Source organism: Caballeronia sp. LZ001 (genome assembly GCF_031450875.1).
GTDB lineage: Bacteria > Pseudomonadota > Gammaproteobacteria > Burkholderiales > Burkholderiaceae > Caballeronia.
The window spans coordinates 3962446-3988466 of record NZ_JARTVX010000004.1; the positions used below are offsets into that span (position 1 = coordinate 3962446).

Annotated in this window: 26 protein-coding genes; 18 read left to right on the forward strand and 8 right to left on the reverse strand. The window is 61.8% G+C overall.

Translation table 11 applies throughout. The features are described 5' to 3' along the window. Positions 1–264: 264 nt before the first annotated feature. Both P9292_RS29560 and P9292_RS29565 read right to left on the reverse strand, forming a co-directional pair. On the reverse strand, positions 265–996 hold the full coding sequence (locus P9292_RS29560; RefSeq protein ID WP_244826122.1) for a DUF2242 domain-containing protein: 732 nt from the start codon (positions 994–996) through the stop codon (positions 265–267). Between the two features lie 184 nt (positions 997–1180). Next, on the reverse strand, positions 1181–1498 hold the full coding sequence (locus tag P9292_RS29565; protein WP_309962516.1) for a DUF4148 domain-containing protein: 318 nt from the start codon (positions 1496–1498) through the stop codon (positions 1181–1183). 368 nt (positions 1499–1866) lie between these two features. Here P9292_RS29565 and P9292_RS29570 point away from each other — a divergent pair, with 368 nt between their 5' ends. Together P9292_RS29570 and groL are read left to right on the forward strand one after the other, a co-directional pair. After that, the gene (locus tag P9292_RS29570) at positions 1867–2157 is read left to right on the forward strand and encodes a co-chaperone GroES (RefSeq protein WP_244826120.1); all 291 of its coding nucleotides are present in this window, start codon (positions 1867–1869) and stop codon (positions 2155–2157) included. Between the two features lie 93 nt (positions 2158–2250). Then, positions 2251–3891, forward strand: a complete 1641-nt coding sequence (groL, locus tag P9292_RS29575) for a chaperonin GroEL (protein WP_244826118.1) — start codon at positions 2251–2253, stop codon at positions 3889–3891. Between the two features lie 119 nt (positions 3892–4010). Here the strand turns inward: groL and P9292_RS29580 are convergent, their stop codons facing one another. From P9292_RS29580 to P9292_RS29590, 3 genes are all read right to left on the reverse strand, one after another. Continuing rightward, on the reverse strand, positions 4011–4394 hold the full coding sequence (locus P9292_RS29580; RefSeq protein WP_409015425.1) for a hypothetical protein: 384 nt from the start codon (positions 4392–4394) through the stop codon (positions 4011–4013). Positions 4395–4467: 73 nt separating this feature from the next. Continuing rightward, positions 4468–5244 carry a DUF72 domain-containing protein gene (locus P9292_RS29585; protein ID WP_250465475.1) on the reverse strand — a complete coding sequence of 259 codons (777 nt, stop codon included), beginning with the start codon at positions 5242–5244 and terminating at the stop codon, positions 4468–4470. A gap of 37 nt (positions 5245–5281) precedes the next feature. Then, complete coding sequence (locus P9292_RS29590) at positions 5282–6157, reverse strand: hydroxymethylpyrimidine/phosphomethylpyrimidine kinase (protein ID WP_309964230.1); 876 nt, start codon at positions 6155–6157, stop codon at positions 5282–5284. 322 nt (positions 6158–6479) lie between these two features. Between P9292_RS29590 and P9292_RS29595 the strand changes: the two genes are divergently transcribed. Beyond that, positions 6480–6650, forward strand: coding sequence for a rubredoxin (locus P9292_RS29595; protein WP_025527884.1), 171 nt, complete (start codon positions 6480–6482; stop codon positions 6648–6650). 10 nt (positions 6651–6660) lie between these two features. On the opposite strand, the gene P9292_RS29600 is transcribed toward P9292_RS29595, so the two are convergent. Continuing rightward, on the reverse strand, positions 6661–6837 hold the full coding sequence (locus P9292_RS29600; protein WP_309844205.1) for a hypothetical protein: 177 nt from the start codon (positions 6835–6837) through the stop codon (positions 6661–6663). A 223-nt stretch (positions 6838–7060) separates the two neighbouring features. Here P9292_RS29600 and P9292_RS29605 point away from each other — a divergent pair, with 223 nt between their 5' ends. Further along, positions 7061–8452, forward strand: a complete 1392-nt coding sequence (locus tag P9292_RS29605) for a hypothetical protein (protein WP_244826113.1) — start codon at positions 7061–7063, stop codon at positions 8450–8452. On the opposite strand, the gene P9292_RS29610 is transcribed toward P9292_RS29605, so the two are convergent. Next, a complete protein-coding gene (locus P9292_RS29610) occupies positions 8442–9971 on the reverse strand; it encodes a deoxyribodipyrimidine photo-lyase (RefSeq protein ID WP_309962521.1) in 1530 nt (509 codons plus the stop codon). The genes P9292_RS29605 and P9292_RS29610 overlap by 11 nt on opposite strands. Before the next feature lie 30 nt (positions 9972–10001). Here P9292_RS29610 and P9292_RS29615 point away from each other — a divergent pair, with 30 nt between their 5' ends. Genes P9292_RS29615 through P9292_RS29640 form a run of 6 tightly spaced genes read left to right on the forward strand, consistent with a single transcriptional unit; the run spans position 10002 to position 14699 of the window. Then, positions 10002–10580 carry a YqgE/AlgH family protein gene (locus tag P9292_RS29615; protein WP_244826109.1) on the forward strand — a complete coding sequence of 193 codons (579 nt, stop codon included), beginning with the start codon at positions 10002–10004 and terminating at the stop codon, positions 10578–10580. Then, on the forward strand, positions 10577–11023 hold the full coding sequence (ruvX, locus tag P9292_RS29620) for a Holliday junction resolvase RuvX (RefSeq protein ID WP_250465470.1): 447 nt from the start codon (positions 10577–10579) through the stop codon (positions 11021–11023). The genes P9292_RS29615 and ruvX overlap by 4 nt, the downstream gene beginning before the upstream one ends. Further along, complete coding sequence (pyrR, locus tag P9292_RS29625) at positions 11010–11525, forward strand: bifunctional pyr operon transcriptional regulator/uracil phosphoribosyltransferase PyrR (protein ID WP_244826106.1); 516 nt, start codon at positions 11010–11012, stop codon at positions 11523–11525. Before ruvX ends, pyrR begins: the two co-directional genes overlap by 14 nt. A gap of 27 nt (positions 11526–11552) precedes the next feature. After that, the gene (locus tag P9292_RS29630; protein ID WP_244826104.1) at positions 11553–12581 is read left to right on the forward strand and encodes an aspartate carbamoyltransferase catalytic subunit; all 1029 of its coding nucleotides are present in this window, start codon (positions 11553–11555) and stop codon (positions 12579–12581) included. 9 nt (positions 12582–12590) lie between these two features. Continuing rightward, complete coding sequence (locus tag P9292_RS29635) at positions 12591–13868, forward strand: dihydroorotase (RefSeq protein ID WP_309844199.1); 1278 nt, start codon at positions 12591–12593, stop codon at positions 13866–13868. A gap of 15 nt (positions 13869–13883) precedes the next feature. Continuing rightward, positions 13884–14699 (forward strand): lysophospholipid acyltransferase family protein, encoded by an 816-nt coding sequence (locus P9292_RS29640; protein WP_309962523.1) that lies wholly within the window; start codon positions 13884–13886, stop codon positions 14697–14699. On the opposite strand, the gene P9292_RS29645 is transcribed toward P9292_RS29640, so the two are convergent. After that, complete coding sequence (locus P9292_RS29645) at positions 14659–15525, reverse strand: symmetrical bis(5'-nucleosyl)-tetraphosphatase (protein WP_244826099.1); 867 nt, start codon at positions 15523–15525, stop codon at positions 14659–14661. The two genes, P9292_RS29640 and P9292_RS29645, sit on opposite strands and share 41 nt — an antisense overlap. A gap of 366 nt (positions 15526–15891) precedes the next feature. On the opposite strand from P9292_RS29645, the gene rfbB reads away from it, so the two are divergent. The 8 genes from rfbB (at position 15892) to P9292_RS29685 (ending at position 25995) form a co-directional block, all read left to right on the forward strand. Beyond that, entirely contained in the window at positions 15892–16953 is a 1062-nt protein-coding gene (gene rfbB / locus P9292_RS29650; protein WP_250465467.1) for a dTDP-glucose 4,6-dehydratase, read from the forward strand. 10 nt (positions 16954–16963) lie between these two features. Next, positions 16964–17857 carry a glucose-1-phosphate thymidylyltransferase RfbA gene (gene rfbA / locus P9292_RS29655; RefSeq protein WP_309962525.1) on the forward strand — a complete coding sequence of 298 codons (894 nt, stop codon included), beginning with the start codon at positions 16964–16966 and terminating at the stop codon, positions 17855–17857. Further along, entirely contained in the window at positions 17842–18393 is a 552-nt protein-coding gene (rfbC, locus tag P9292_RS29660) for a dTDP-4-dehydrorhamnose 3,5-epimerase (protein ID WP_309962528.1), read from the forward strand. Before rfbA ends, rfbC begins: the two co-directional genes overlap by 16 nt. After that, complete coding sequence (gene rfbD / locus P9292_RS29665; protein WP_309962530.1) at positions 18390–19295, forward strand: dTDP-4-dehydrorhamnose reductase; 906 nt, start codon at positions 18390–18392, stop codon at positions 19293–19295. The genes rfbC and rfbD overlap by 4 nt, the downstream gene beginning before the upstream one ends. Next, positions 19292–20245: a glycosyltransferase family 2 protein gene (locus P9292_RS29670; protein WP_250509427.1), complete on the forward strand. Its 954-nt coding sequence runs from the start codon at positions 19292–19294 to the stop codon at positions 20243–20245. Before rfbD ends, P9292_RS29670 begins: the two co-directional genes overlap by 4 nt. A gap of 44 nt (positions 20246–20289) precedes the next feature. After that, a complete protein-coding gene (locus P9292_RS29675) occupies positions 20290–22278 on the forward strand; it encodes a glycosyltransferase family 2 protein (RefSeq protein WP_309962533.1) in 1989 nt (662 codons plus the stop codon). 60 nt (positions 22279–22338) lie between these two features. Then, positions 22339–24123, forward strand: coding sequence for an HAD-IA family hydrolase (locus P9292_RS29680; protein WP_309962535.1), 1785 nt, complete (start codon positions 22339–22341; stop codon positions 24121–24123). Between the two features lie 87 nt (positions 24124–24210). Continuing rightward, positions 24211–25995 carry a glycosyltransferase family 4 protein gene (locus P9292_RS29685; protein ID WP_309962537.1) on the forward strand — a complete coding sequence of 595 codons (1785 nt, stop codon included), beginning with the start codon at positions 24211–24213 and terminating at the stop codon, positions 25993–25995. The last annotated feature ends 26 nt before the right edge of the window (positions 25996–26021 follow it).

Here is a 26021-nt window from a genome sequence, read left to right on the forward strand (position 1 = left end):
GGCGTGCGGATTGGCGTCGCCGTCGGCGGCAGGCGGAGCTTCAGCTTTAGGCGGCGCGTGATGAGCGCGCCGCCTCGATGCGTCCGGGTGGGCTAGCTGCGCGATGAGCGGGGCGTCACAGGTCACGCGGGTACATTTTGCGAACGGCGACGGGTGCTGAATGAGATTTGCGGTGAGCTGATCACGCAGCTGCAGCCGCCGTTGCCCGCGTGCTTGATGCTTGCATCGACGAAGCGTTTCCCGGAACGACGCGTGCGCTCGATCTCACTGAACCGGCGCCGATGCCGCGACGCCCTCGGACGCGGCGTGTTTCGCGTCGGATGACTGGATGGCCGTCGCCGCCGCGGCGGGCGCCTGTACGACGATAGGCGTTGGCGTGAGATCCGGTGAACTCACGATCAGCGACGGTGCGAGCGGCTTGCTCTTGACCTCATCCGATGCGATGGGCGAACTGCGCGGCACCGTGCTCAGATAGTGCCCCATCAGCCCGAAGAATCGGTCATAGAACTTGCCGGCGGGCACGGTTTCACTGGAAATCTTGACCATTGCATCGCTGTTCGAACGGATCGGCAGCGAAAGCGAGCCCAAGACGCTCAAGCCCACGCTTGCGGAGGTATCGCTCTTCTTGAGCGCATAGCCGTCCTGCACCGCGTTCACATAAGCGATGCTCGTATTAGTCGTGTTTTCGCCGGGCGTGCAGACCACATGGAATGAGACGACCACGTGCGTTTCGGTGGACGGCTGGAAGTTCTTGGTGGCGTCGACGGTATCGGCTTGCGCCATCGTCGTGAGAAAGCCTTGCGAGAGCAGCGCGCGGCGGGCCGCCTCGCAGGTTTCGTTCACGGTGGCGTCAAAGTTGCGCGCGAACGGGCTTGCACCGGAGTCGAAAAGTTCCTGCTGATAGCTCGGCGTGGTCGCCGCGCGTCCGCCACAGGCGGCAAGGGCGAGAATTCCGAGGGAGAGAAAGGCAAGGCGCAGCGACGACGACATAGGCATGAGAGGCAGCGAAGACGAAATTTGTGATGCAACAAACACAAATTGTAGTGCCCTCCGACTGCGCGAGAAAAAAACGTAGTCCAAAAACATCGTCGAATCCGTGGCTTACAGAAACTTTTCCTTCAGGATGCGCAAAAAGCAAAAGCCCGGCGTGCGTGCCGGGCTTCGTTAGGCGAATTGACGATTACGGACGATTGAAGTCGACCGGATTCGGGTCGATAGCCGCGCGACGGGTAGCACCCGAAGCGGCAGCGCCTTCGCCGACACCGCCAAACGACGATGCAGCCGTGCCCTGTTGCGCGTTCAGGCGTGCTTGCGCGGCCTGAATGTTGGCGGGGTATTGGGTTTGATCGCTGGCCGGGTTGTAGCCTGCGCGTTCCAGTTGAACCAGTTGAGCCTTCACTTCAGCACGCGTCACCGGCGCGTTTTCTTGCGCCTGGGCGAAAGCGGGGACTGCAAGGACGGCAGCAACGGCGATTGCAGGGATGATCGACTTGAACATGATGAACCTCCTATGTACTGATCTCGGGAACGTTGCGGGTGGAGAGTTTGTCTCTTCACTGCTTCGTCGTTGAAATGCAGTCTAGGCCTCGCCGGCCCTAGTAGAAACCCTAATTAAGCAAAATCAGAATTGACGAATTGACATTAATCTAGCCAATCGACCTTACGAAATCCATAAATTTCCCCGTGTTTAGACAAAAGTACGCGAAATAGGGAATGCCCGTCTGTCCCCGTCCTTGAAATTGTCAAACTCGGTCCATATAATTAGCACTCACTGCACGAGAGTGCTAACAAATTGCCGCTCGGGCAGCTTTGCTTACCGGGCGGGTTTCCCCCGCGTTTTCAGTCTCAATCAAGAGAGGAGTGTGTATGAATCTTCGTCCTTTGCACGATCGCGTCATCGTTAAACGTCTGGATCAGGAAACCAAGACTGCCTCGGGCCTCATCATCCCCGAAGCTGCAGCCGAAAAGCCGGATCAAGGCGAAATCCTGGCCGTCGGCCCGGGTAAGCGCGATGACAAGGGTGTGCAGAACGCCCTCGACGTGAAGGTGGGCGACCGCGTGTTGTTCGGCAAGTACGCCGGCCAGACCGTCAAGGTCGACGGGCAAGAACTGCTCGTGATGCGCGAAGAAGACATCATGGCCGTTCTGGTCAAGTAAGCACCTTCCTGCACTTCGGCTTCGCCGCAGAGCCGCTCCATTGGAGCCTGCCGCCCGAAGCCTCCAAACTGAATCGACTCAAGGAGTTTGAATATGGCAGCTAAAGAAGTCACTTTTGGCGATACCGCACGCGCCAAGATGGTCGAAGGCGTGAACATTCTGGCCAACGCGGTCAAGGTCACGCTGGGTCCGAAGGGCCGCAATGTCGTGCTCGAGCGCAGCTTCGGCGGCCCGACGGTCACCAAGGACGGTGTCTCGGTCGCGAAGGAAATCGAACTGAAGGACAAGCTCCAGAACATGGGCGCGCAAATGGTCAAGGAAGTGGCTTCCCGGACCAGCGACAACGCCGGTGACGGCACCACGACCGCTACGGTTCTGGCGCAATCCATCGTTCGCGAAGGCATGAAGTACGTTGCATCGGGCATGAACCCGATGGACCTGAAGCGTGGTATCGACAAGGCAGTGGCTGCAGCTATCGAAGAACTGCGCAAGATCAGCAAGCCCTGCACGACGAACAAGGAAATCGCTCAAGTCGGCGCGATTTCGGCGAACAGCGACACGTCCATTGGCGACCGTATCGCTGAAGCAATGGACAAGGTCGGTAAGGAAGGCGTGATCACGGTTGAAGACGGCAAGTCGCTGGAAGACGAGCTGGACGTCGTGGAAGGCATGCAGTTCGACCGCGGCTACCTGTCGCCGTACTTCATCAACAACCCGGACAAGCAAGTCGCCCTGCTCGAAAACCCGTTCGTGCTGCTGCACGACAAGAAGGTTTCGAACATCCGCGATCTGCTGCCGGTACTGGAACAAGTCGCGAAGGCTGGCCGTCCGCTGCTGATCATCGCTGAAGACGTCGAAGGCGAAGCGCTGGCTACGCTGGTCGTGAACAACATCCGCGGCATTCTGAAGACCGTTGCCGTCAAGGCTCCGGGCTTTGGCGACCGTCGCAAGGCCATGCTGGAAGACATCGCTATCCTGACCGGTGGTCAAGTGATCGCGGAAGAAACCGGCCTGACGCTCGAAAAGGCTACGCTGGCTGAACTGGGTCAAGCAAAGCGCATCGAAGTGGGCAAGGAAAACACGACGATCATCGACGGCGCTGGCGAAGCAGCAAGCATCGAAGCGCGCGTGAAGCAAGTGCGCACGCAGATCGAGGAAGCAACGTCGGACTACGACCGTGAAAAGCTGCAAGAGCGCGTGGCCAAGCTGGCTGGCGGCGTGGCAGTGATCAAGGTCGGCGCTGCGACCGAAGTCGAAATGAAGGAAAAGAAGGCACGTGTCGAAGACGCACTGCACGCAACTCGTGCGGCTGTGGAAGAAGGCATCGTGGCCGGCGGTGGCGTCGCGCTGATCCGCGCTCGCAAGGCTGTCGAAGGCGTGAAGGGCCTGAACTCGGACCAGGACGCGGGCATCCGCATCGTTCTGCGTGCGATGGAAGAGCCGCTGCGCCAGATCGTCACGAACGGCGGCGAAGAAGCTTCCGTCGTGGTGGCGGCTGTTGCTGCGGGCACGGGCAACTACGGCTACAACGCGGCAACGGGCGAGTACGGTGACCTGGTGGAAGCCGGTGTCGTCGACCCGACCAAGGTGACGCGCACGGCATTGCAAAACGCGGCATCGGTGGCAGGCCTGCTGCTGACGACCGACGCAGCCGTCGCGGAACTGCCGAAGGAAGACTCGGCCATGCCTGGTGGCATGCCCGGCGGCATGGGCGGCATGGGCATGGACATGTAATTCGGTTTCGACCGGTTACTTGCTTCATCCTCAGGGCGTGGGTTCCGAAAGAAGCTCACGCCGCAAAGAAAAACCCGCAGCAATGCGGGTTTTTTTTCGTCCGTGGCAAACGCGGACCGTTACTTGTTCATCTGATCGCGCAAGTTTTGCGCGGCGGCCTTGTAGTCGTAGGTCGGATAAAACTCCGTCGTATAGCCGCCCCACGCGGTGGTTTCGATTGCGCGATTCACTTCGCGCAGGCGATCGGCCGGCACGCGTAGCGTCACGACCTGCCCGACGCCCATCATCACGTACCATGACACCACTTCGATTCCCGGCGGCGGAAACGTCTTGAAGAAGCCTTGCTCCTTCAACTGCTCGTTGATCTTCGGAAGCGGTTTGCTTTGATCGTGCTTGAGGAAGATGGTCAGCAGGAAGGTGCCGTCGCCAGCCGGTGTGACGGGCGGCGCCGTGCTTTGCTGCGCGTTTGCGGGCAGGGCGATGTGAATCAGCGAGGCGAACATCGTGGCTTGAAAAAGGCGTGCAATTCGTCTTGCTGATCGATGCATCGGGAATGCTCCTCGTGAACGAATCGGTTTAACGATGGTGGGTGCGCAGACGCTCGATCATATGCAGCGCGTTGGGTTGCGCATTGCCTTCGGCGGTGTTGTCGAAGATGCACCAGACCTCGGGCGTTTTCTTCGCGCGCGTGTGCAGCGTGCGCGCGAGGTCGTCGAGATAGGTGTAGTTGTAGGAAGACTTGTAGAGCTCGGGCGAGCCATGCAGCCGCACATACACGAGCGAAGTGTCCGCACGATGCTTGATCTCGCACTCGTCGGGGATCGGGTCCGCATCGACATAAGCCATGTGATGCGCCTTCAGGAGCGCGGCCGTGTAGGTGGTGAACCAGGACGGATGCCGCGCCTCGATTGCAATCGGCAACTTAGTGCGCTCACGCAACGCCTTGATGAAGGCTTCGGCCGTGGCCTGATCGAAGGGCAGACTGGGCGGCAGTTGCACGAGCCAGCAACCGAGCTTGTCGCCGAGTTGCCCCGCGCTTTGCAAGAATTCGTCAAGGAGCGCCTCGGTGCCGACGAGCCGCGCGTCGTGCGTAATGGACTTGGGCAATTTCACCGAGAAGCGAAACGACTCGGGCACGCTCTGCGCCCAGTTCGCGTAAGTCGATTCGCGATGCGGTTTGTAGAAGCTCGAATTGATCTCGACGCAAGTCAGCACGTGTGCGTAGCGTTCGAGATGCGTGCCTTCATGCGGAAAGCTCGACGACACGGCGCTCGACAAACCCCAACCCGCGCAGCCGATACGGATCGCGCCTTGCGGGCCGGGCTTGTGCAGATGGGGCAGTCGGTACGGCATGCGTTCTCCCGGCGACTCGATTGGTCAGTGTTTTGGGCTAATGGCGTACTTCCCCAGGCAGTCCCGCCGACTCGTCGGGGAGGGACGACGTCTCGCCTTCTTCGTCTGCATCGTTCGAGCGCGCCCAGAAAAACCGGTCCGGCAAATAGGCGCCCATGCCCGGACGGAACGCGGCGCGCGCCGCCTGGAACACATACTCTTGAGCCTCGCGTGCGGCCTCGGCGGGTTCCTGTCCGTTGGCAAGCAAGGCCGCGACCGCGGCGCCGAGCGTATCCGTCAGCCCCATGATGCGATGCACACCGCGATCCCACGTATCTTGCCGCACCTGGCCTTCTTCGCTGTACAGCGTATTCACATGCCGATGCGTGCCGGTTTCCATTGCGAGCACATATTCGCAACCTTGCGCCAGGATATGCGAGATCGCGGCATCCAGCGTTGGCGCCTCGGCGTCGCTGTCGGGTTGCGCGAGCTGCAACAACGTGGCGTGATCGGCGATCAACATGGTCGATTGCGGCACGAGCAGGTCGGCAAGCGACTCACGCAGCTCGTCGGCGGACAAAACATGTTCATCGTCTAGTGTGAAGTCCGGCGCGAGGATCAGCGGTACGTCGTCGTAGTCGGACACCACTTCGGCGATAGCGGAAACTACTTCCGCGCGCGTTGCCGCGCCGATCTTGAACGCGGCGATCGGCATGTCCTCCAGCAACATGCGCGCCTGCGTGGCGACGACGTCGGGGTCGATGCCGGTAACTTCGTCGCAGCTCGCGGAGTCGCGCACCGCGTAGCCCGTCAGCACCGTCACGCCGTGGCAGCCCATGCTTGCGAGCGTCAGCACGTCGGCTTGAAGCCCCGAACCGCCTGTGGGGTCCGTCAGGCCGAAGGTGAGAACGATCGGTGGGGAGTCGCCGGTCATGGTAAAAGCGGACATTGTTTTCTTGATTGCACGAATGGAACGGAAGGGCCGCGAACGCCCGCGCCTCGAAGTGCACTGGCGGCGGCCAGCTCGGTCATGGTTCGACCGTGGTTCGACTATGGTTCAATGTTTCGATTATGCGGCCTAACGCCGTCAGGCTACAGTCTTTGCGCACTTTTTTCCGGTACGGCGGCGCTTGAGAGAGCCAGTACGGCGGTCAAAGGCTTGGCCACGCGTGAACGGGCATCTCGCTAGGCATTGACACGCCAACACGGTACCATCATGTCCTAATTTCAATCGACCATTTCGACGCGGCATAAGTATGGAATATAGAAGCTGGATGTGCCTGATCTGCGGCTGGATCTATGACGAGGAGGCGGGATTGCCCGAAGAGGGCATCGCGCCGGGTACGCGCTGGGAGGACGTTCCAATCAACTGGACTTGTCCCGAATGCGGAGCCCGCAAGGAAGATTTTGAGATGGTCCAGATCTGATCCGCACGCTCTACCGCGCCGCATGACTCGCGTCATGCGGCGCGCGTTTTTTGCGGACCGCTTTTTTGTTCGCTGCTTTCGTTCGCTGCTTTCGTTGCTGTTTTTGTCCGGCAGCGCTGCCGGTGTTGCGTCGTGCATCGAAATCGATGCGCGAGCCGGTCGCATGTTTGGCCGCTGCAAGCTGCATGGGCGCCACGACGCGTGCCGATGCCAATGCGAACCGGCGCCTGAAGGCATACGCTTGAGGCTGGTCCGTGGTTCGGCGAGACGGGCGCAGGCAGTAAGCGGTCCGTCGGTCGAGAAAATCGTGAGCGCGGTCAAGTACCGACGCTTTCATCGATGATGCTATTTCACCGCGCGCGCCCATGTTCGACTCACGGCGCCTGCGAACCGGTTTGTGAGCGCCAGATATGACATCTCGTCCCGATCTTCCAGTTACGTTCGAAGCTCTGCCCAATCCGCGCGGCGGCTCGGTGCGGCTCGCCGAAATGGCGCTGACCGACGCCCATCACGCGTTCCAGCGGCAGGGCGAAACCGCGCCCGCGTTGAAGCGCGCGATCTCCGCGCTGCATTCGGCGGGTTGGCTGCCTGCGCAGCGTTTCGCGGAAGCGCTCGCGCTCGTCGCGCCGCTCGGCGAGGAATCGGAGCCGACGCGTGCACGCATCGCGGCTGCGCTCGCGGACTTCGGCGCGGCGGTGGAGCGCCACAATCTGCGCGAGTTGTCGTGCTCGACCGTGTTGTTCGATCACTATCGCGGGCTGCATGCGTTGCTCGCCATGCATACGCGCGTCGCGCCGGTTTCCTACGATGACCTCGCGCTCGCGGGCCGCGCCATCGCGCCCGCGACGTTGCGCGGCATCGCGCCCGAGCGGCTTGCGCGCGTTCGGGCGCACTACGAACAGGCCCTGCTCAAGCTCTTGCGCGGGCCCGAGCAGGAATCCGCCGATGCCTTCGCGCGCCTCGACGAGTGCCTGGGCGAGCTCGGCGGCCCCGATCCTTACGACTTCTGGCGGCTCGCGCTCAACACTATTTGGGCGCTGCGCGAGCGCGCGGAGCGTCGCGGCGACGCCGATTTCGCCGCAAACGCCGACGCCAAGCGCCTTTACGCGCGCTTCAATCTCGTGTTGGCGGATCAGGCGCACGCTTCGACCTATGCGCCGCGCTCGCTCGTGCGCGCGACGCTTGCGCTCCTCTGGCGCGACTTCGCACTCTACGGCGCGATGCCGGAAGACGCGGAACGGGTCGACGTCTTGCGGGACTACGGTTTGACGGTGGCGTGGCATGTCGCGGCGAATCCCGCGTCGGAGGCCGCGTGGGAGCAGGGCGCGGCGCAGGCGATCGAGGAAAACGCCCGCGACGGTTCATCGCGCGATCTGGGTGCGCTGCGCGTGAACGCCACGGCTTACGAAGACTTTCTCCAGAGCGCGGAAGCCTCCATCGAGGGACTGGTCGAGCGCGGTTCGCAAGCAAGCGAAACAGGCACGGTGGACGCGGACGCGGCGCTGCACTCGGCGAACGCGTCGCACCGGCTGGGCGCGGCGGCTTGCGCGCTCGGCTTGGGCCATGTCGCGTTGCTCGCCGATACACTCGGTCTCGCATGGCGGCGCGTCGCGCATCAGGGCGCGCATGAATCGGCGGATGGCGTCGCGCGCGAACTCGATGCCACCGTTCCCGAACGCGCGGCTCAGATGCTGCGGTCCATGCTGCACCAGGCCGCGGCCGGCATTGCGCCGTCGGAAGGCCGCGCGTCGATTGCCGCGCTCACCGCCATGATCGAGCGGCCCGCCGCGGTCAATCGCTAGCTTCGGCGTGCGGTTCGTCGGCAGCGTCCGCGCTGCTGCTGCGTGAATCGTCGGCGCGTTTCGCGGGTCCGCGCACCACGTCGTATCGCGCGAGCGTGCGTTTGCGCGCGGCGTCGTGATCGACTACCGGCTGCGGATAGTCCGCGCCAAGCGAAATCCCCGCCTTCGAGAGTGCGTCGGGCTTGGCGAGCCACGGCGCGTGAATGTCCCGGTCCGACAAGCCCGCGATTTCCGGCACGTAGTGGCGGATGAACTTGCCCGCCGCGTCGAATTTCTTCGACTGCGTCGTCGGATTGAAGATGCGGAAATACGGCTGGGCATCGCAGCCGCTCGATGATGCCCATTGCCATCCGCCGTTATTCGACGACAGTTCGAAATCGTTCAGCAGCGCTTCGAAATAGGCTTCGCCGCGCCGCCAGTCAAGGCCGAGGTCCTTGGTCAGAAAACTCGCCACGACCATGCGCAGGCGGTTGTGCATATAGCCTGACTGGTTGATTTGCCGCATCGCGGCATCGACGAGCGGATAACCTGTTTGTCCCGCGCACCATGCGGCGAAGTTCGCGTCGGCGGCGTCGTCCGTCTCCCACTGGATGCGGTCGTATTCCGGCTTGAATGCACGATGATCGCCCGGCACGCCGACATGCGGAAAATGGTGCAGCACGGAGAAATAAAAGTCTCGCCAGATAAGCTCCGACAACCAGGTTTCCGCGCCCTTGTTGCCGTGACGCTGCGCATCGTGCGCGGTGCGAGCGAGTGCGCGAATCGAAACCGTGCCGTGTCGCAGATGAACGCCGAGATAGCTCGGGCCCTTCAGCGCGGGGAAGTCGCGGGCGTGATCGTAGTCGGCCATGCGGTCGATGAAGTCATCGAAGAGCTCATACGCGCCGCTCGTGCCAGCGGGGAAGGCGGGCGCGTGCTCCGCGCCGAAACCGAGCGCGTCAAGCGAGGGAATGGCGTGCCTGACGTTACCCGGCGGCTTCGCGAGCACGTTCAAATGATCTTCGGATGCGTACGGCTTGAGCGCGTCCGGCGTGAGTGTCGCGAGCCACTTGCGCTTGTACGGCGTGAAGACGGTATAGGGTTTGCTGCTGCCTGTGAGCACATCGTCATGATCGAAGATCGACTGATCCTTGAACGTGAAAAACGCGATGTCCTTGCTCGCCAGTTTCTGCGCCACTGCCTCGTCACGCGCCTTCGCACTCGGTTCGTAATCGCGATTTGCAAACACCGCGTTCGCGCCGCATTCGACCGCAAGCTCGGATATCTCATGCAAAGGCACGCCATGTCGAACCATCAGCGTCCCGCCAGCGTCGCGCAACGTGCGATCCAGTTCCACCACGCTCGCATGAATGAACGGCACGCGCCGGTCGTTTCGCGCAAGCGGCGAGAGGATGTCGCGGTCGAAAACGAACGCGCACAGCACCCGACGGCACCTTGTAAGCGCGTGATAGAGTGCAGCATTGTCGGCTGCGCGCAGGTCCCGCCGAATCCACACCAGACCCACATCAAAGTCGGCCATCTGTCAGCGCCTTTGTTAAAATCCTGAATTATGTCCAAGACTTCCGATCGCATCAATTTGACGAATCAGTTCCTGATCGCCATGCCGTCCATGGCCGATCCGACGTTTTCAGGAACCGTGGTCTACCTTTGCGATCACACCGATCGCGGTGCGCTGGGTCTCGTCATCAACAGGCCGACCGATATCGACCTCCAGTCGCTGTTCAATCGTATCGATCTCAAACTCGAGATCGAACCTCTCGTTCACTTGCCCGTGTACTTCGGCGGTCCCGTTCAGACTGAGCGCGGCTTCGTGCTGCACGAAGAACGCGACGGCGAACCGTATAGCTCGTCCATGAGTGTACCCGGCGGCCTCGCCATGACCACTTCGAAAGATGTACTCGAAGCAGTCGCTAGCGGCAAGGGCCCAGAGCGCTTCTTGCTCACGCTCGGTCACGCAGGCTGGGGCGCCGGTCAGCTCGAAGAAGAAATCTCCAAGAACGGCTGGCTCACGGTGGAAGCGGACTCGCGCATCATCTTCGACGTGCCCGCCGAAGATCGCCTCGAAGCGGCGCTCTCGCTGCTCGGCGTATCGCGTTCCATGCTTTCCGGCGAAGCAGGGCACGCATGAGCGGGGCAGCCACGCTGCTGGCATTCGATTACGGCGAGAAGCGTATTGGTGTCGCCGTTGGCAATACATTGACGAAGCAGGCACGCGCGCTCGCCGTGCTCGAAAACCGCAACCGCGACTATCGTTTCGATGAAGTCGGCAAACTGCTCGACGAGTGGAAGCCGCAAACGGTGGTCGTCGGCATGCCGCTGCACCCGGACGGCACGCCGCACGAAATGAGCGCGCAGGCCAAGCGCTTCGGCAATCAGGTGAACGGGCGTTTCAACGTGCCCGTGCAATGGGTCGACGAACGTTACAGTTCCGTCGATGCCAAAGCCGACCTTCGTGCGCGCGGCGTGCGTCCGAACGCGCGCGGCCGTTTCGACGACATCGACGCCGAAGCCGCCCGCGTCATTCTTCAACAATACCTCGACGGACTTCCCGACGATCATGAGTTCCATTGACGCCGAAGCGCTGTATCGCGCGCTCGTCGAATCGATTCATGCCGCGTATGAAAACGCGCTCGCCGAAGAAGAGGGTGTCGCGCTCGTCGGCATCTATAGCGGCGGCGTGTGGCTTGCCGAGCGTCTCGCCAAGGAGTTCAACGCGCCGCACTTCGGCGTGGTGAACGTGGCGCTGCATCGCGACGACTACGCGAAGAAGGGCCTGCATAGCCAGGCAAGCCCGACTTCGTTGCCGTTCGCGGTCGACGGCCGCCGTATCGTGCTGATCGACGACGTGCTGTCCACGGGACGCACGGTGCGCGCGGCCATCAACGAACTCTACGATTACGGGCGTCCCGCTTCGGTCGATCTCGCCGTGCTCGCCGATCGCGGCGGACGCGAGTTGCCCATTGCGGCGCGCTTCGTCGGCGGCACGGTGGACGTACCCGCGAACGAAGGCCTCGTGCTCGCGCGACGCGCGGACGGCGGCTTCGACTTCACCACTGAATCGCGCGCTCAGTAACCCATTCAAGGCAACACCGGGATCATCATGAACACCGCCACTCAGGGTTCCGCCGATGCAGGCGCGCCCGCTGCCGCCGACAAATTCCGCTACGGCTTTCTACGCGGCAATCCGCAGCTCACGAAGAATGGCGAGCTGAAGCACTTGCTGACCATCGAAGGACTGCCGCGCGCCGTCGTCACGCATATTCTCGATACCGCCGAGCAGTTCGTGAGCGTCACGGATCGCGAAGTGAAGAAGGTGCCGCTTTTGCGCGGCAAGTCGGTGTTCAACCTCTTCTTCGAGAACTCGACGCGTACCCGCACGACCTTCGAGATCGCGGCCAAGCGCTTGTCGGCGGACGTGCTGAACCTGAACATCAACGCGTCGTCGACGAGCAAGGGCGAATCCCTGCTCGACACCATCAACAATCTCTCCGCCATGCATGCCGACATGTTCGTCGTGCGTCATGCGTCGAGCGGCGCGCCGTATCTGATCGCCGAGCATTGCGCGCCGCACGTGCACGTGATCAATGCGGGCGATGGCCGTCACGCGCATCCGACGCAAGGCCTGCTCGACATGTACACCATTCGCCACTACAAGCGCGACTTCACCAAGCTGCGCGTGGCGATCGTCGGCGACATTCTGCATTCGCGCGTCGCGCGTTCGGACATTCACGCGCTGACCACGCTCGGCGTGCCGGAAGTGCGGGCCATCGGGCCGCGCACGCTTTTGCCCGGCAATCTCGACCAGATGGGCGTGCACGTCTACCACAACCTCGACGAAGGCTTGAAGGGCGTCGACGTCATCATCATGCTGCGCCTGCAGAACGAGCGCATGAGCGGCGCGCTCTTGCCTTCCGCGCAGGAGTATTTCAAGAGCTGGGGACTGACGCCCGAGCGTCTGGCGCTCGCCGCGCCCGATGCCATCGTGATGCATCCGGGGCCGATGAATCGCGGCGTGGAAATCGACTCGCAAGTGGCCGACGGCCCGCAGTCGGTGATTCTCAATCAGGTGACCTTCGGCATCGCCGTGCGCATGGCGGTCATGGGCATCGTGGCCGGCAACAGTGACTAAGAACGCGACATGAAGATCCAGATTCAAGGCGGCACGATCATCGACCCGGTTGCGGGCACGGAAGCGCGCAAGGACGTGTTCATCGCGGCGGGCCGCATCGTTTCGATTGGCGACGCGCCGGCCGACTTTCACGCGGCCAAGGTCATCGCGGCCAACGGGTTGCATATCGCGCCGGGTTTCGTCGATCTCGCGGCGCGTCTGCGCGAACCGGGCTTCGAGCACAAGGCAACGCTCGAATCCGAAATGGCCGCGGCAATGGCGGGCGGCGTGACGAGCCTCGTCTGCCCGCCCGACACCGATCCCACGCTCGACGAACCCGGGCTCGTCGAAATGCTCAAGTTTCGCGCGCAGAAGCTGCATCAGGCGCATGTCTATCCGCTGGGCGCGCTGACTGTCGGCTTGAAGGGCGAGGCGATTACCGAGATGGTCGAGTTGACCGAGGCGGGTTGCATCGGCTTTTCGCAGGCGGATAACCCTATCGTCGATACGCGCACGATGCTGCGCGCGTTGCAATACGCGACCACTTACGGCTATACCGTGTGGCTGCGTCCGCAAGACGCGTTCATGGCGAAGGGCGGCGTGGCGGCAAGCGGCGCGGTGGCGTCGCGGCTCGGGCTGTCGGGCGTGCCGGTGTCGGCGGAGACCATCGCGCTGCATACCATCTTCGAACTCATGCGCGTGACGGGCGCGCGCGTGCATCTGTCGCATCTGTCGTCGGCGGCGGGCGTCGCGCTCGTGCGCGCGGCGAAGGCCGAAGGCATCGCGGTCTCGTGCGATGTCACGATCAACCATGTGCATCTGACGGACGTGGATATCGGCTACTTCGATTCCCAGTTCCGCCTCGATCCGCCGCTGCGTCAGCAACGCGACCGCGAAGCAATACGCGCGGGTCTCGCGGACGGCACCGTCGACGCGATCTGTTCCGATCACACGCCGCTCGACGACGACGAAAAGCTCCTGCCTTTCGCCGAAGCCACGCCGGGCGCGACCGGCCTCGAACTGCTGCTCTCGCTGACGGTGAAGTGGGCGCACGAAGCCAACTTGCCGCTCGCGAAGGCGCTGGCGCGCATCACGTCCGCGCCCGCCGACGTGCTGAAGCTGCCGGCCGGACGCATTACCGTGGGCGCACTCGCCGACCTGTGCGTGTTCGATGCCGCCGCCGAGTGGCGCGTCGATCCGAAGAAGCTCAAGAGCCAGGGCCACAACTCGCCGTTCCTCGGCTACGAGTTGCCGGCGCGTGTGCGCGCGACGATCGTCGGCGGTCATCTGGCTTACGAAAGCCGTTAAGCACACGAGTCGCGCATGAACCAGGCATTACGCAAGCTGCGGCTTCTGGTCCATCTGCTGTATGGCATGTGGGTCGTCGCGCGGCGTTTTCCGCGCGCATCGGTGGATGAGCGGAGCGCGATGTACCGCGCGTGGTCGCTTGAGATGCTGCGTCTGTCCGGCATGAAACTCGTCGTGCACAACGACGAAGCGCGGCTCGATCGCGGCGTGCTGGTGGTCGGCAATCACGTTTCGTGGATGGACATTTATGTCATCAATGCATGGCGGCCGACGCCGTTCGTCTCGAAGGCGGAGATTCGCAACTGGCCGGTTGTTGGATGGCTTGCGCATCAGTTGGGCACGGTGTTCGTACAGCGCGAGAAGCGTAGCGACGCAAAGCGCATCATGCATGAACTCTCGAACCGCCTGCTCGCGGGCGAGATGATGTGCGTGTTCCCCGAAGGCACCACCAGCGATGGTCAGGCGCTCCTGCCGTTCCACGCGAACATGTTCCAGGCGGCGGTATCGGCATCGTGTCCGGTGCAGCCGGTGTGCATCATGTACGAGGATGCGCACGGCAAGCAGTCGCTCGCGCCGGCGTATATCGGCGACATGACGCTGAGCGACTCCCTCGACGCGCTTCTGAACGCGACGCCGCTCACGGCGCATCTCTATGTGTGCAATCCGCTCGCGCCGGGCGCTGACCGCCGTCTGCTTGCGAGCGAAGCCCAAGCCGCGATTCTCACCGCGCTCGACACCATGCGTAGCGGCGCGGCAACGGCGGCTGATCCCATGCCGCTCGCCGAATCGCTCAACGCTGTTTCGGCTTCATCGCGCAACTCACCTGCGTGATCACGCGCTGAGCCGGGTCTTTGGTCAGCCGCACCGCTGAGAGCTTGTTGCCCCAGACGCAGCCTGAATCGAGACACAGCACGTCGTTGCGGACCATCAGACCGAGCGCGGCCCAGTGTCCGAACACCACCGTCACGTCCTGCGTCTTGCGGCCGGGCACGTCGAACCACGGCAGATAGCCGGGCGGCGCGGCATCCGGGCCGCCATTGTTGGCGAATTCCATCGCGCCGTCGGCGGTGCAGAAACGGATGCGTGTCAGTGCGTTATAAGTCACGCGCAGGCGGTCGGCGCCGGTGAGCGACTCATCCCATCGATGCGGCTCGTTGCCATACAGCGTGGCGAGCGTCGCTTTCCAGTCGGGCGCGCGCAACGCTTTTTCGAGTTCGTGCGCGAGTTCGAGCGTCATCGTCGCGTCCCATTGCGGCAGCACGCCGGCGTGAACCATGAGCGCACCGTCCTCGAAGTGCGCGACGGGCTTGTGGCGTACCCATTCGATCAGGTCAGCCACGTCGGGTGCGTTGAGGATGTCGTCGAGCGTGTCGCCTTTCTTCGGCTTGCGCAGGCCGGCCGCGACCGACAGCAGATTCAGATCGTGATTGCCGAGCACGACGGTGGCGCGCGAACCGAGCGCGATGATTTCGCGCAGCGTTTCCAGCGACTTCGGTCCGCGATTGATGAGGTCGCCTGCGAACCAGAGAGGCGTATCGGCATCGGGCGCGGCTTTTTTCAGCAGTCGATGGTAGGGATCGCAGCAACCTTGCAGGTCGCCGAAGACGAGCGGGGCGGAGCTAGCGTGAATTACGGTGGCGTTGGTGACGTCGGTCATCGATGGAAAAAAGTGAGACGGTGGACGCGCGGCGTCGGATAGCGAGCATTATGAAACACGCGATAACGACTTGGCTGCCGCTTCATTAAGCATTCCGCGAACCTTCTACTAAGCGCGTGACGACGCGGCGGGATAGGCTTGTAATCGATAATCGCTAGCTGTATCAAGTTGTTAGCCGTGTAGTTTTTGCACTTGGTGGCCTTATAATTGACGGCTTACCAAAGTGGGGCATCCGGCGAATCGAGATCGGTGACAATCGGTCAATGTTTTCGCTGGAAGGCGCACATCGCGCGAAATGCGCAATTTTTTCCATAATTCGAGCGCGCTTTCAGTCGAGCAAAGCTGTGAGCGGTGAAGAGGGCTTCTATGATTCTCGTGACGGGCGGTGCTGGTTTTATCGGCGCCAACTTTGTGTTGGATTGGCTCAATGGCTCTGACGAACCCGTTTTGAACGTCGATAAGCTGACGTATGCGGGGAACCTCGGAACGCTTCAGTCGCTCAAGGGCGACGCCCGTCATGTGTTTGCGCGTGCCGACATTTGCGACCGCGCGGCCATGGACGAACTGCTCGCGAAGCACAAGCCCCGCGCCATTTTGCACTTCGCCGCCGAGAGTCACGTAGACCGCTCCATCCACGGCCCGGCAGATTTTGTTCAGACCAATGTGGTCGGTACTTTCGTTCTGCTCGAAGCCACGCGCCAGTACTGGAGCGCGCTGCCTGAAGCCGAGAAGCAAGCCTTCCGCTTCCTGCATGTTTCGACCGACGAAGTGTTCGGCTCGCTGTCTGCAACTGATCCGCAGTTCTCCGAGACCACGCCGTACGCACCGAACAGCCCGTACTCGGCTACGAAGGCCGGTTCGGATCATCTGGTGCGCGCATATCATCACACATACGGCTTGCCGGTTGTCACGACCAACTGCTCGAACAACTACGGCCCGTACCAGTTCCCGGAAAAGCTGATCCCGCTGATGATCGCGAATGCGCTCGGCGGCAAGCCGCTGCCCGTTTATGGCGATGGTCAGAACGTGCGCGACTGGCTCTACGTGGGCGACCATTGCTCGGCTATTCGCGAAGTGCTGGCGCGCGGTGCGCTTGGCGAGACGTATAACGTCGGCGGCTGGAACGAGAAAAAGAACCTCGAAGTCGTGCATACGCTGTGCGATTTGCTCGACAAGTTGAAGCCTAAGGCGAGCGGTTCGTATCGCGATCAGATAACGTATGTGAAGGATCGTCCGGGCCATGACCGCCGCTATGCTATCGACGCGCGCAAGCTCGAGCGCGAGCTCGGCTGGAAGCCTGCGGAGACGTTCGAAACGGGGCTCGAGAAGACGGTTCAGTGGTATCTGGACAATCAGGCGTGGGCTGACGAAGTGGCTTCCGGTGAGTATCGGAAGTGGGTCGAGACGAACTACGCGCAGCGCGCGTGAGGAACTGACAATGGCGCGCAAGGGCATCATTCTCGCTGGCGGCTCCGGCACGCGGCTTTATCCGATTACGCATGCGGTGTCGAAGCAGCTCCTGCCCGTGTACGACAAGCCGATGATCTACTATCCGCTGTCCACGCTCATGATCGCAGGCATTCGTGACGTGCTCGTGATCTCGACGCCGCAAGATACGCCGCGTTTCGAGTCAATGCTCGGCGACGGCAGTCAGTGGGGCATGAATATCCAGTACGCGGTGCAACCGTCGCCGGATGGCCTCGCGCAGGCGTTCGTCATAGGCCGCGACTTTGTTGGCAACGATCCGTCCGCGCTTATTCTCGGCGACAACATTTTCTACGGTCACGATCTCGCGAAGCAGCTCGAAAGTGCGGACGCGCGCACCGAGGGCGCGACTGTGTTTGCCTATCACGTGCATGATCCCGAGCGTTATGGCGTGGTTGAGTTCGACCAAAAGTTCCGCGCGCTGTCGATCGAGGAAAAGCCCGCGAAGCCGCGTTCGAATTACGCGGTGACGGGTCTTTACTTCTACGACAACACGGTGTGCGATATTGCAGCCGACATCAAGCCGTCGCCGCGTGGCGAGTACGAAATCACAGACGTAAATTCGCGTTATCTCGCGGACAAAAAGCTCGATGTCGAGATCATGGGACGTGGCTATGCGTGGCTCGACACCGGAACGCACGATTCGCTGATCGAAGCTGCCACGTTCATCGCGACGCTGCAAAAGCGGCAGGGACTCGTGGTGGCTTGTCCTGAAGAGATCGCATATCGCAAGGAATGGATTGGCGAAGAGCAGTTGCTGGCGCTTGCCAAGCCGCTCTCGAAAAACGCTTACGGTCAATATCTGCTCAATCTTCCGAAGGACCAAGTCGCATGGCCATCCAAGTAACTGCTACGGCGCTGCCCGAAGTCAAGATCATTGAACCGAAGGTATTCGGCGATGCACGTGGCTTCTTCTACGAAAGCTTCAATGGCCGTGAGTTCGCGGAACAAGTCGAAGCGGGCGTCGAGTTCGTGCAGGACAATCATTCGCGTTCGGCAAAGGGCGTGCTGCGGGGCTTGCATTATCAGATTCAGCACCCGCAAGGCAAACTCGTGCGCGTGGTAGAAGGCGAAGTGTTCGATGTGGCGGTGGACATTCGCAAGAGTTCGCCGAACTTCGGCAAGTGGGTGGGCGTGAATCTGTCGGAAGAAAATCATCGGCAGTTGTGGGTGCCGCCGGGGTTTGCGCATGGCTTTGTCGTGTTGTCGGAGACGGCGCAATTTCTTTATAAGACTACGGATTATTGGTATCCGGAGTTCGAGCGGAGCTTGCTTTGGAACGATGCTGATGTTGGCATCGAATGGCCGATCGACTTCGAGCCGATGCTCGCGGCGAAGGATGCGGCGGGCAAGCGGTTGGCGGAAGCCGAGGTGTTTGCATGAGCGAGCGCACGATTCTGATCACAGGCGCCAACGGCCAGGTCGGTTACGAACTCGCCCGAACCATGCAGGGTCTTGGGCGCGTCGTTGCGCTGGACCGCGCGGCGCTCGATCTGGCGAATCTCGACGCATTACGTGCTACAGTGCGCGACATGAAGCCGGCGATCGTCATCAACGCGGCGGCTTATACTGCGGTCGATCGGGCCGAGTCCGACCGGGACGCGGCGTTTCGTCTCAACGCGGAAGCGCCTGGAGTGCTCGCCGACGCGTGCGCAAAGCTGGACGCACTCTTCATTCACTACTCGACGGATTACGTTTTCGACGGCAAAAAAGCGGGTCCGTACCAGGAAAGCGACGCGACGGATCCGCAGAACGTGTACGGCGCGAGCAAGCTGGCCGGGGAGAAAGCGGTTATCGCTTCAGGCGGCGCGCATCTCATTTTTCGTACGAGTTGGGTGTACGGAGCACGCGGCACGAACTTCGTACAGACCATGCTGCGCCTCGGGGCCGAGCGCGACGAACTTCGCGTGGTCGCCGACCAGATCGGCGCGCCAACTTGGTCGAACACCATCGCAACGTCGACGGCCCACGTAGTGGCCTCGGGCCTAAACGCTTCGGGAACGGACTACTGGGCCGAGCGTTCCGGCGTCTATCACCTGACAGCGTCGGGCGCGGCGTCGTGGTATGACCTGGCGCGTGCCACGTTCGAAATCGCGATGGGCGACGCGGCGCCGCGCGTCGTTCCCATTGAAGCGAAGGAATATCCGACACCCGCGCGCCTGCCGCTGAATTCGCAACTGTCGAATGAGGCGCTGGCGAGGCGCTTTGGTGTTCGGCAACCTCATTGGCGAGAGGCGCTGGCGCTCTGCCTGGCGGCTCGCGAAGCTCCGGCTCGCCGGGGATGAGACCCACCATAGGCGAGCGCAGCGACGCCCATTCGCGAGCCGGTGCGGTCGTCGTCTTCTTTTATCCGGACAGTGAAGCCGTTGCGAGGGCGAACCGGCTGTCTGGCATCCTGCCTGTGGTGGTGGTCGACAATACGCCAGCGAGCGCGGGCCAAATTGCGTTCAATGCTCCGGCGGGGCTCCACGCCGCCGTTGTGTATCTCGCCAATGCCGCCAATGTCGGCATTGCCGCGGCGCAGAACCGGGGTGTCGACGATCTGTTGCGACGAGGCTTCGACTGCGCGCTGCTGTTCGATCAAGACAGCGATGTGTCGCTCGAGCTTGTCGAAGGGCTGGTCGGGACGCTTAAGCGGTTGAGGCAGATCTGCAAGGTCGCTGTTGTCGGTCCTGCGTACGACGACCCGCGTCTCGGCGGCATCACGCCGTTCGTCAGGTTCGGTGCGTTCGGGATCGAGCGCGTGCTTGCTGAAGGGCAAACGCCGCTGGAAGTCGATTTTTTGATCGCGTCGGGCTCGTGCATCGACTTGTCGGCCTGGCGGGCCATCGGCCCGATGGACGCCGCGCTGTTCATTGACTTCGTCGATCTGGAGTGGTGCGTGCGGGCCAAGCGAGCAGGGTTCGGTGTGTTCGGTCTGCCGTGGCTCGTCATGCGTCACAGACTCGGCGAGGAACCGGCGGTCGTTCTCGGGCGCCGATTCGCAATGCATTCTGCCTTCCGGCATTACTTTTTGTTTCGGAATGCGCTCGCATTGATTCTTTATCGCCGCAACATGCCGTTGGGCTGGAAGCTGTCCGAACTCAAGAAGCTGCCCGTGCGTCTAGTGATCTACCCGATAGCTTCAAAGCGGCCGGGCGAGCAGATCCGAATGATCGCGCGGGGGGTGTTCGATGGCATCAGAAACAGGTTGGGTCCGTTGCGCCAAGGTTTCACCGAGCGGCAAGAACGGTAACAAACATACCCGCGGTCGCGCATCGTGCGCATGTAGAGAGTTCTATGAAAGAGAAGTTCAAGAGGATTGCCACGTCGCGTGCCGTGCGCGCCACGCTGCAGCGCCTGCCGACCCGGTCGCGCCATGCGCTGAGGCGCGCGCTCAAAGCGACTTACTGGATGGCGACTCCGCATTTGCTGCCGCAGCGGCTGAAGTTTCTGCGGATGCGTAGACAGCTCGGTGGCGTGGCGGCGGTCAACGTGACGGCGGCCTCGGTGTCGATCACGCCATCGTACTTCTCTTTCGCTCCGCAGAAAACGCGTTCGTCGACGGGCGTCTGGGCTCCGGTACATGAGGCCGGCCGCTACTCGCTCGACACGGACTGGAAGCAATATCGCTACGCCTATCTGCCCCCGCGCCGCCCCGACGACATTGCGCGACGGATTGCCGCGCTGAAGAGCCGTCCGTTCTTCAGCATCGTGACGCCCGCGTACAACACGCCGGTCGATCTGCTACAGAAGCTGCTCGCGTCGGTAGAAGCGCAATGGTACGGCGATTATGAACTGATCATCGTCGACGACCACAGTCCCAGCGAGACGGCGCGTGAGGCGCTGCACGCGGCGGCGGGAAATCGGGTGAAGGTCCTTCGATTGGAGCGGAACGCCGGCATCTCGGAAGCGACGAACGCGGGGATTCGCGAAGCGCGGGGCGACTACGTTGTCTTCCTCGATCATGACGATGAACTGACGCCCGATTGCCTGTGGGAACTTGCGATCGCCGCTAATGCCACGGATGCCGATTTCATCTATAGCGACGAAGACAAAATTCTTTCTACAGGAGAGTTTTCCGAGCCGTTCTTCAAGCCGGACTGGTCGCCTGACACCGTCATGAGCACCATGTTCACCTGTCACGTCAGCGCAGCGAAGCGTGCGCTCGTAAGTGAACTGGGCGGCCTGCGTTCCGAATACGACGGCGCGCAGGACTGGGATTTTGTGCTGCGGATCGCCGAACGGACGTCGCGCATCGCGCATATTCCGAAAGTGCTTTATCACTGGCGCGTCATCCCCGGTTCGGTCGCCGCGGATCTCGCCGAGAAACCCTATGCGGTCGATGCGAGCGTGCGCGCTCGCGAGGCGGCGCTCGAACGTCGCGGTTTGAAGGGTGTCGTCGAGCCTTTGCCGTTTCTGCCGGGACATGCTCGCGTCAAATACGAAGTATCGGGTTTGCCGCTCGTCTCGATCGTCATTCCGAGCCGCGACAACGGGACGGTGCTCACGCGATGCGTCGAGTCTATTTTCGCGCGCACGACGTGGCGCGAGTTTGAAATCATCGTGATGGATAACGGTTCGCGCAAGCCACAGACGCTGGCGCAACTCGACGCGCTGGCTGCAATGGAACGCGTCACTGTCGTCCGGCACGACTTCCCGTTTAATTATTCCGAGATTAATAACGTAGGGGCACTGCGCGCGCGCGGCGAGTTCCTACTCTTTCTCAACGACGACACCGAGGTGATCTCGCCCGACTGGATGGAGCGGATGCTCGGTTACGCGCAGCTTCCGCACGTCGGAGCCGTCGGGGCGAAACTGATTTTCCCCGGCACGCGATCGATGCAGCACTGCGGAATCGTCAATCTCGCGGCTGGACCAGGCCACGCCTTTTTCGCTGCCGACGCGGACACGCCGGTCGCGTTTGCCCGCAACATGCTCGAATACGACTGGATTGCAATAACCGGCGCGTGCCTGCTGATCCAGCGAAGCAAGTTCGATGTCGTCGGCGGTTTCGATGAGACGTTTCCCATTGCCTACAACGACGTAGACCTCGGCTTCGCTCTCGTTGATGCGGGCTTCTACAACGTGCTGTGTCCATCGGTCGAATTGATTCATCACGAGTCGCTGACGCGCGGCGACGACAGTCTCGACCCGGAAAAGCTCGCGCGGCTCGTACGCGAGCGCCAGCGCTTATATGCCAAGCATCCGCGATTCTATATGCGAGATCCGTTTCACAACCCGAATCTGTCTCCCAGCGACGTCCAGTTCCGTATTCCCGCCGGCTGAGCCACCGCCGACGGCCAGGCGAGCGCCGACTTCGGCCGGCTCGTCCCAGCACTCGATCATATGAACACGAAAGACAAGGTCCAACTTGACATCCTGAAAGCCACGGCGGCCGCCGAGGTCATTTCGTTCGATATATTCGACACGCTCTTCGTGCGCCCTTTGTGCGATCCCGAGGATCTTTTCGATATTGTCGGCGACCGTATCGGCATGCGTGATTTTCGTGAGCGCCGTCGCGCCGCGCAGTCCAAGGCTTTTCAGGTCATGCACGCCAACGGTTTAAAGGAAATCACACTCGATGGCATCTATGCAGTGTTCGATGGATTGCCGGTGGCGCGCGACGAAGTCCGCAAGATCGAATTGGATCTGGAACTCGAGCTCACGCGCCCGAATCCGGAGCTGATCGACCTTTTCCTTGAACTGGCGAACGCTCGTCGCGTGGTCATTACATCCGACATGTATCTTCAGCTCGACTTCTTCGAGGCGCTGTTCCATAAGTATGGGCTGCCGCGCGTGCCACTGTTCATCTCGTCTCACCGCAACGCCACGAAGCGCGATTTCGGCGAGTTGTTCGATATCGTTGCGGCGGAGTGTGGCGTGGCGCCCGAGCGCGTTTTGCACATCGGCGACAATGAACTGTCGGACGTACGCCGGGCGCGAGAGAAGCGGCTGGCCGCGTTTCACTACGTGGATGCACGGCGCAGTTCCCTGCCTGCCGTCTCGACGCCCGCTGCCTCGCTCGCCGCTGGCATGTTCCGCGCCTATCCGGGCAAACTGAACCCTGACTCGTTCGGCGCGCTCGGGTTCGCGGTCGGCGGTCCGGCGGCTCTGGCCTTCTTGCACTGGATCAACCGAAAAGCCGTGCAGGATGACATCGAGCTGATCCTGTTCACAGCACGCGACGGCTACGTGCTGGACCGAATGGAGAAGCGCGGCCACGGCGGGCAATTCGGACGCTGTGAGTACTTCAAAAGCTCGCGTACTGCCCTTACGCTTGCCGCCATCGACGAAACCAATTTTGAGCAGCACATTCCGCTTCTCCTGTCAGGCGCCGAAGAACTGTCGCCGTTTGAGTTGCTGGAGCGCATCGGCGTGGTCGCTCCGGCAGACAACGTCATGCGCGACCTCGGACTCGGCCCTGAGATACGGCTCGATCCGACGACCATAGAGCTTTTCAAGTCTTTCCTTTGGGCAATCCGGTGGGAAATCCTAAAGACGTGCCGTGAGACGCGCGCCGCACTCTTCAACTACCTCATCGAATTGGGCGTAAAGCCGGGCATGCGTATCGCCATGGTCGATGTCGGATGGAACGGCACCACGCAGGAAGCATTTCACTGCGCGCTGCAGGGCATGTTTGACATCGAGTTATATGGCTACTACCTGTGTCTGACCGAGCATCCGGAATGCGTCCGGCGCAGGAAGAAATTGCGCATGGACGCGCTGCTGACGGCGCGCTCCATCGGCCATCGCCTGCTCGAGCGTGTTTACGCGAACCGCGTCGCGGTGGAGCTATTTTTTTCCGCGCCTCATCACGCGGTGATCGGCTACAAGTTCGATGCCGAAGGCCGGGTGCTGGCAGTGGAAGACCAGGGCCGCGGCGCGACGCACGAATTGAGCGACATTTCGGACGCCATTTCCCGCGGCGTCGAGGAGTATGGCGCTTACGCGAGCGAACTGTTCCGGCGTGTTCACGTCGATCCCGCGCCGGAGGAGGTAGTGAAGCCGTTGCTCGCATTCGTTGAAAATATGCCGGCGCAGGCGATGCGTCTGCTTCAGTCGGTTTCGAATTTCGATGCCTGGGCCAGTAGCCGGAACCGGGATGTCAGCTTGACTGAATATCTTGGTTGAGAGTTATCTCGTGTGACTGGCGGCGGGCGCAGCGATCGGGCGTGAGGACGGCCGTTTGCACGCGATTCGGGATGGACGCAGTCTAGAATGAGTCGCGGTACCAGCGATTTTGCAGTGACACTCGGGCGGGATTTGGGTTTGCGGAGTGGGCGAGGGGTTCCGATAACTATGACGATGGAATTGAAAAAAGAGCTGGGCGGTGGTTTCGACGCCGCTTTCTATCTCGCGACCTACGCAGACGTGGCTGCGAGCGGAGTCGATGCCCGCGAGCACTACATCCGATGCGGCCGCGGCGAAGGCCGTGCTGCGAACGCGGCGGAGCTGCACTTCGCGCGAACCGAGCCGTTCGACGCGGCGTACTACCTGGAGGCGAATCCTGATGTCGCAGCCGCAGCCGTCAACCCGTACGAGCACTATGTGCAGTTCGGCAAGGCCGAGGGGCGTCGGGCCACACGCCCTGAGAATGTGGCGTCTCCGCGTGATGTGGAGGCGGCGCGCCGGCTGGCTGCCGAGGCCGGCTATCCGGATTTCGACGCCGCTTTCTACTTCGAGGCTTTTCCGGACATCGCGGCTAGCGGCATGACCGCGCTCGATCACTTTCTCAAGTATGGGCGATACGAACACCGCGTCACCCACGCACTGGATGTCGCTGCGCAGTGGCGTCCGAATGGATGCGATCCTGAACGCGAAAGTGTGCTTGTCGTGGCTCACGACGCGTCCCGGACGGGCGCGCCGATTCTCACCCTCAACGTCTGCGAGGAACTCGCGAAGCGTCTGAATGTGATTACCGTGCTGCTCGCGGGCGGCCAGCTCGTCGAGCACTTCCAGCGTGTGAGCAGCCAGACGCTGGTGGTGGACGAGCCGGCGTTGCGTCATCCGCTCGTCATGGACAAACTGGTGCGGGACATTGACGCTCGGGTGGCGGTGCGGCACGCCATCGTCAATAGCAGCGAATCGCGAATGATTGTCGAGCCGCTGGCGGCTCACGGTTACCGCGTTGTGTTTCTCATTCACGAGTATGTGAGTTATATGCATTCGCGCTCCGCGACGGTCGACGCGATCAATCGCGCGACGAAAGTCGTGTTCTCGGCGGAATCCGTGCGCGACGACGCGATGGACGCCGATACGCGCGATGCACTCGCGTCCTCGGTGGTGTTGCGGCAGGGCAAGTCGGTGATTCCGCTGCGATTGCCCCACAGCGTGGACCCTGCAATCGGGCAACCTGATCGCTACGAAACGGGCGTAGCCAAGCCTGATACGGCCGATGCCGTAAAAGCGCTACTCGGCGACGCGAACCCTGGTCGGCGACTCGTGCTTGGTGCAGGAACAGTGCAGTTTCGCAAGGGCGTCGATCTGTTCTTTGCTACCGCAGCGGAGTACGCGCGCACAATGCCGGAGCAGGATTTAGTGTTCGTCTGGATCGGGGCTGACGATGAAAGCGATCTTTCATACACGGCCTGCCTCGACATGTTGCTCGACCGCACCCGGCGGCAAGGCGGACAGGCCTTCCTGATGCAACCGACGGACCGTCTCGAGGAACTCTATGGACTCGCGGACGTGTTCTTCCTGTCGTCGAGGATGGATCCACTGCCCAACGTCGCCATTGATGCCATGACGGCGGGCTTGCCCGTCATCTGCTTCGACGGCGCGGGCGGGATGGCAGAAATTCAGCGGGAGGTCTTGCCGCAAGAGTCGAACGTCGTAGTGTTCGCGAACATCTCGGAAGCGGCGGCTCGTATCCGAGCCGTTCTCCAGGAAAGTGAAAAGGGCGAACAGGTCCGTGAAGCGAACCGACGTCTGGCGCGCCAGATGTTCGACATGCAGTCGTACGTGGCAGCGCTGGTCGGCCTGCTGTGGCGCGCTGAGGACTGATTGACAGATTTGCCGATGCGACTTGC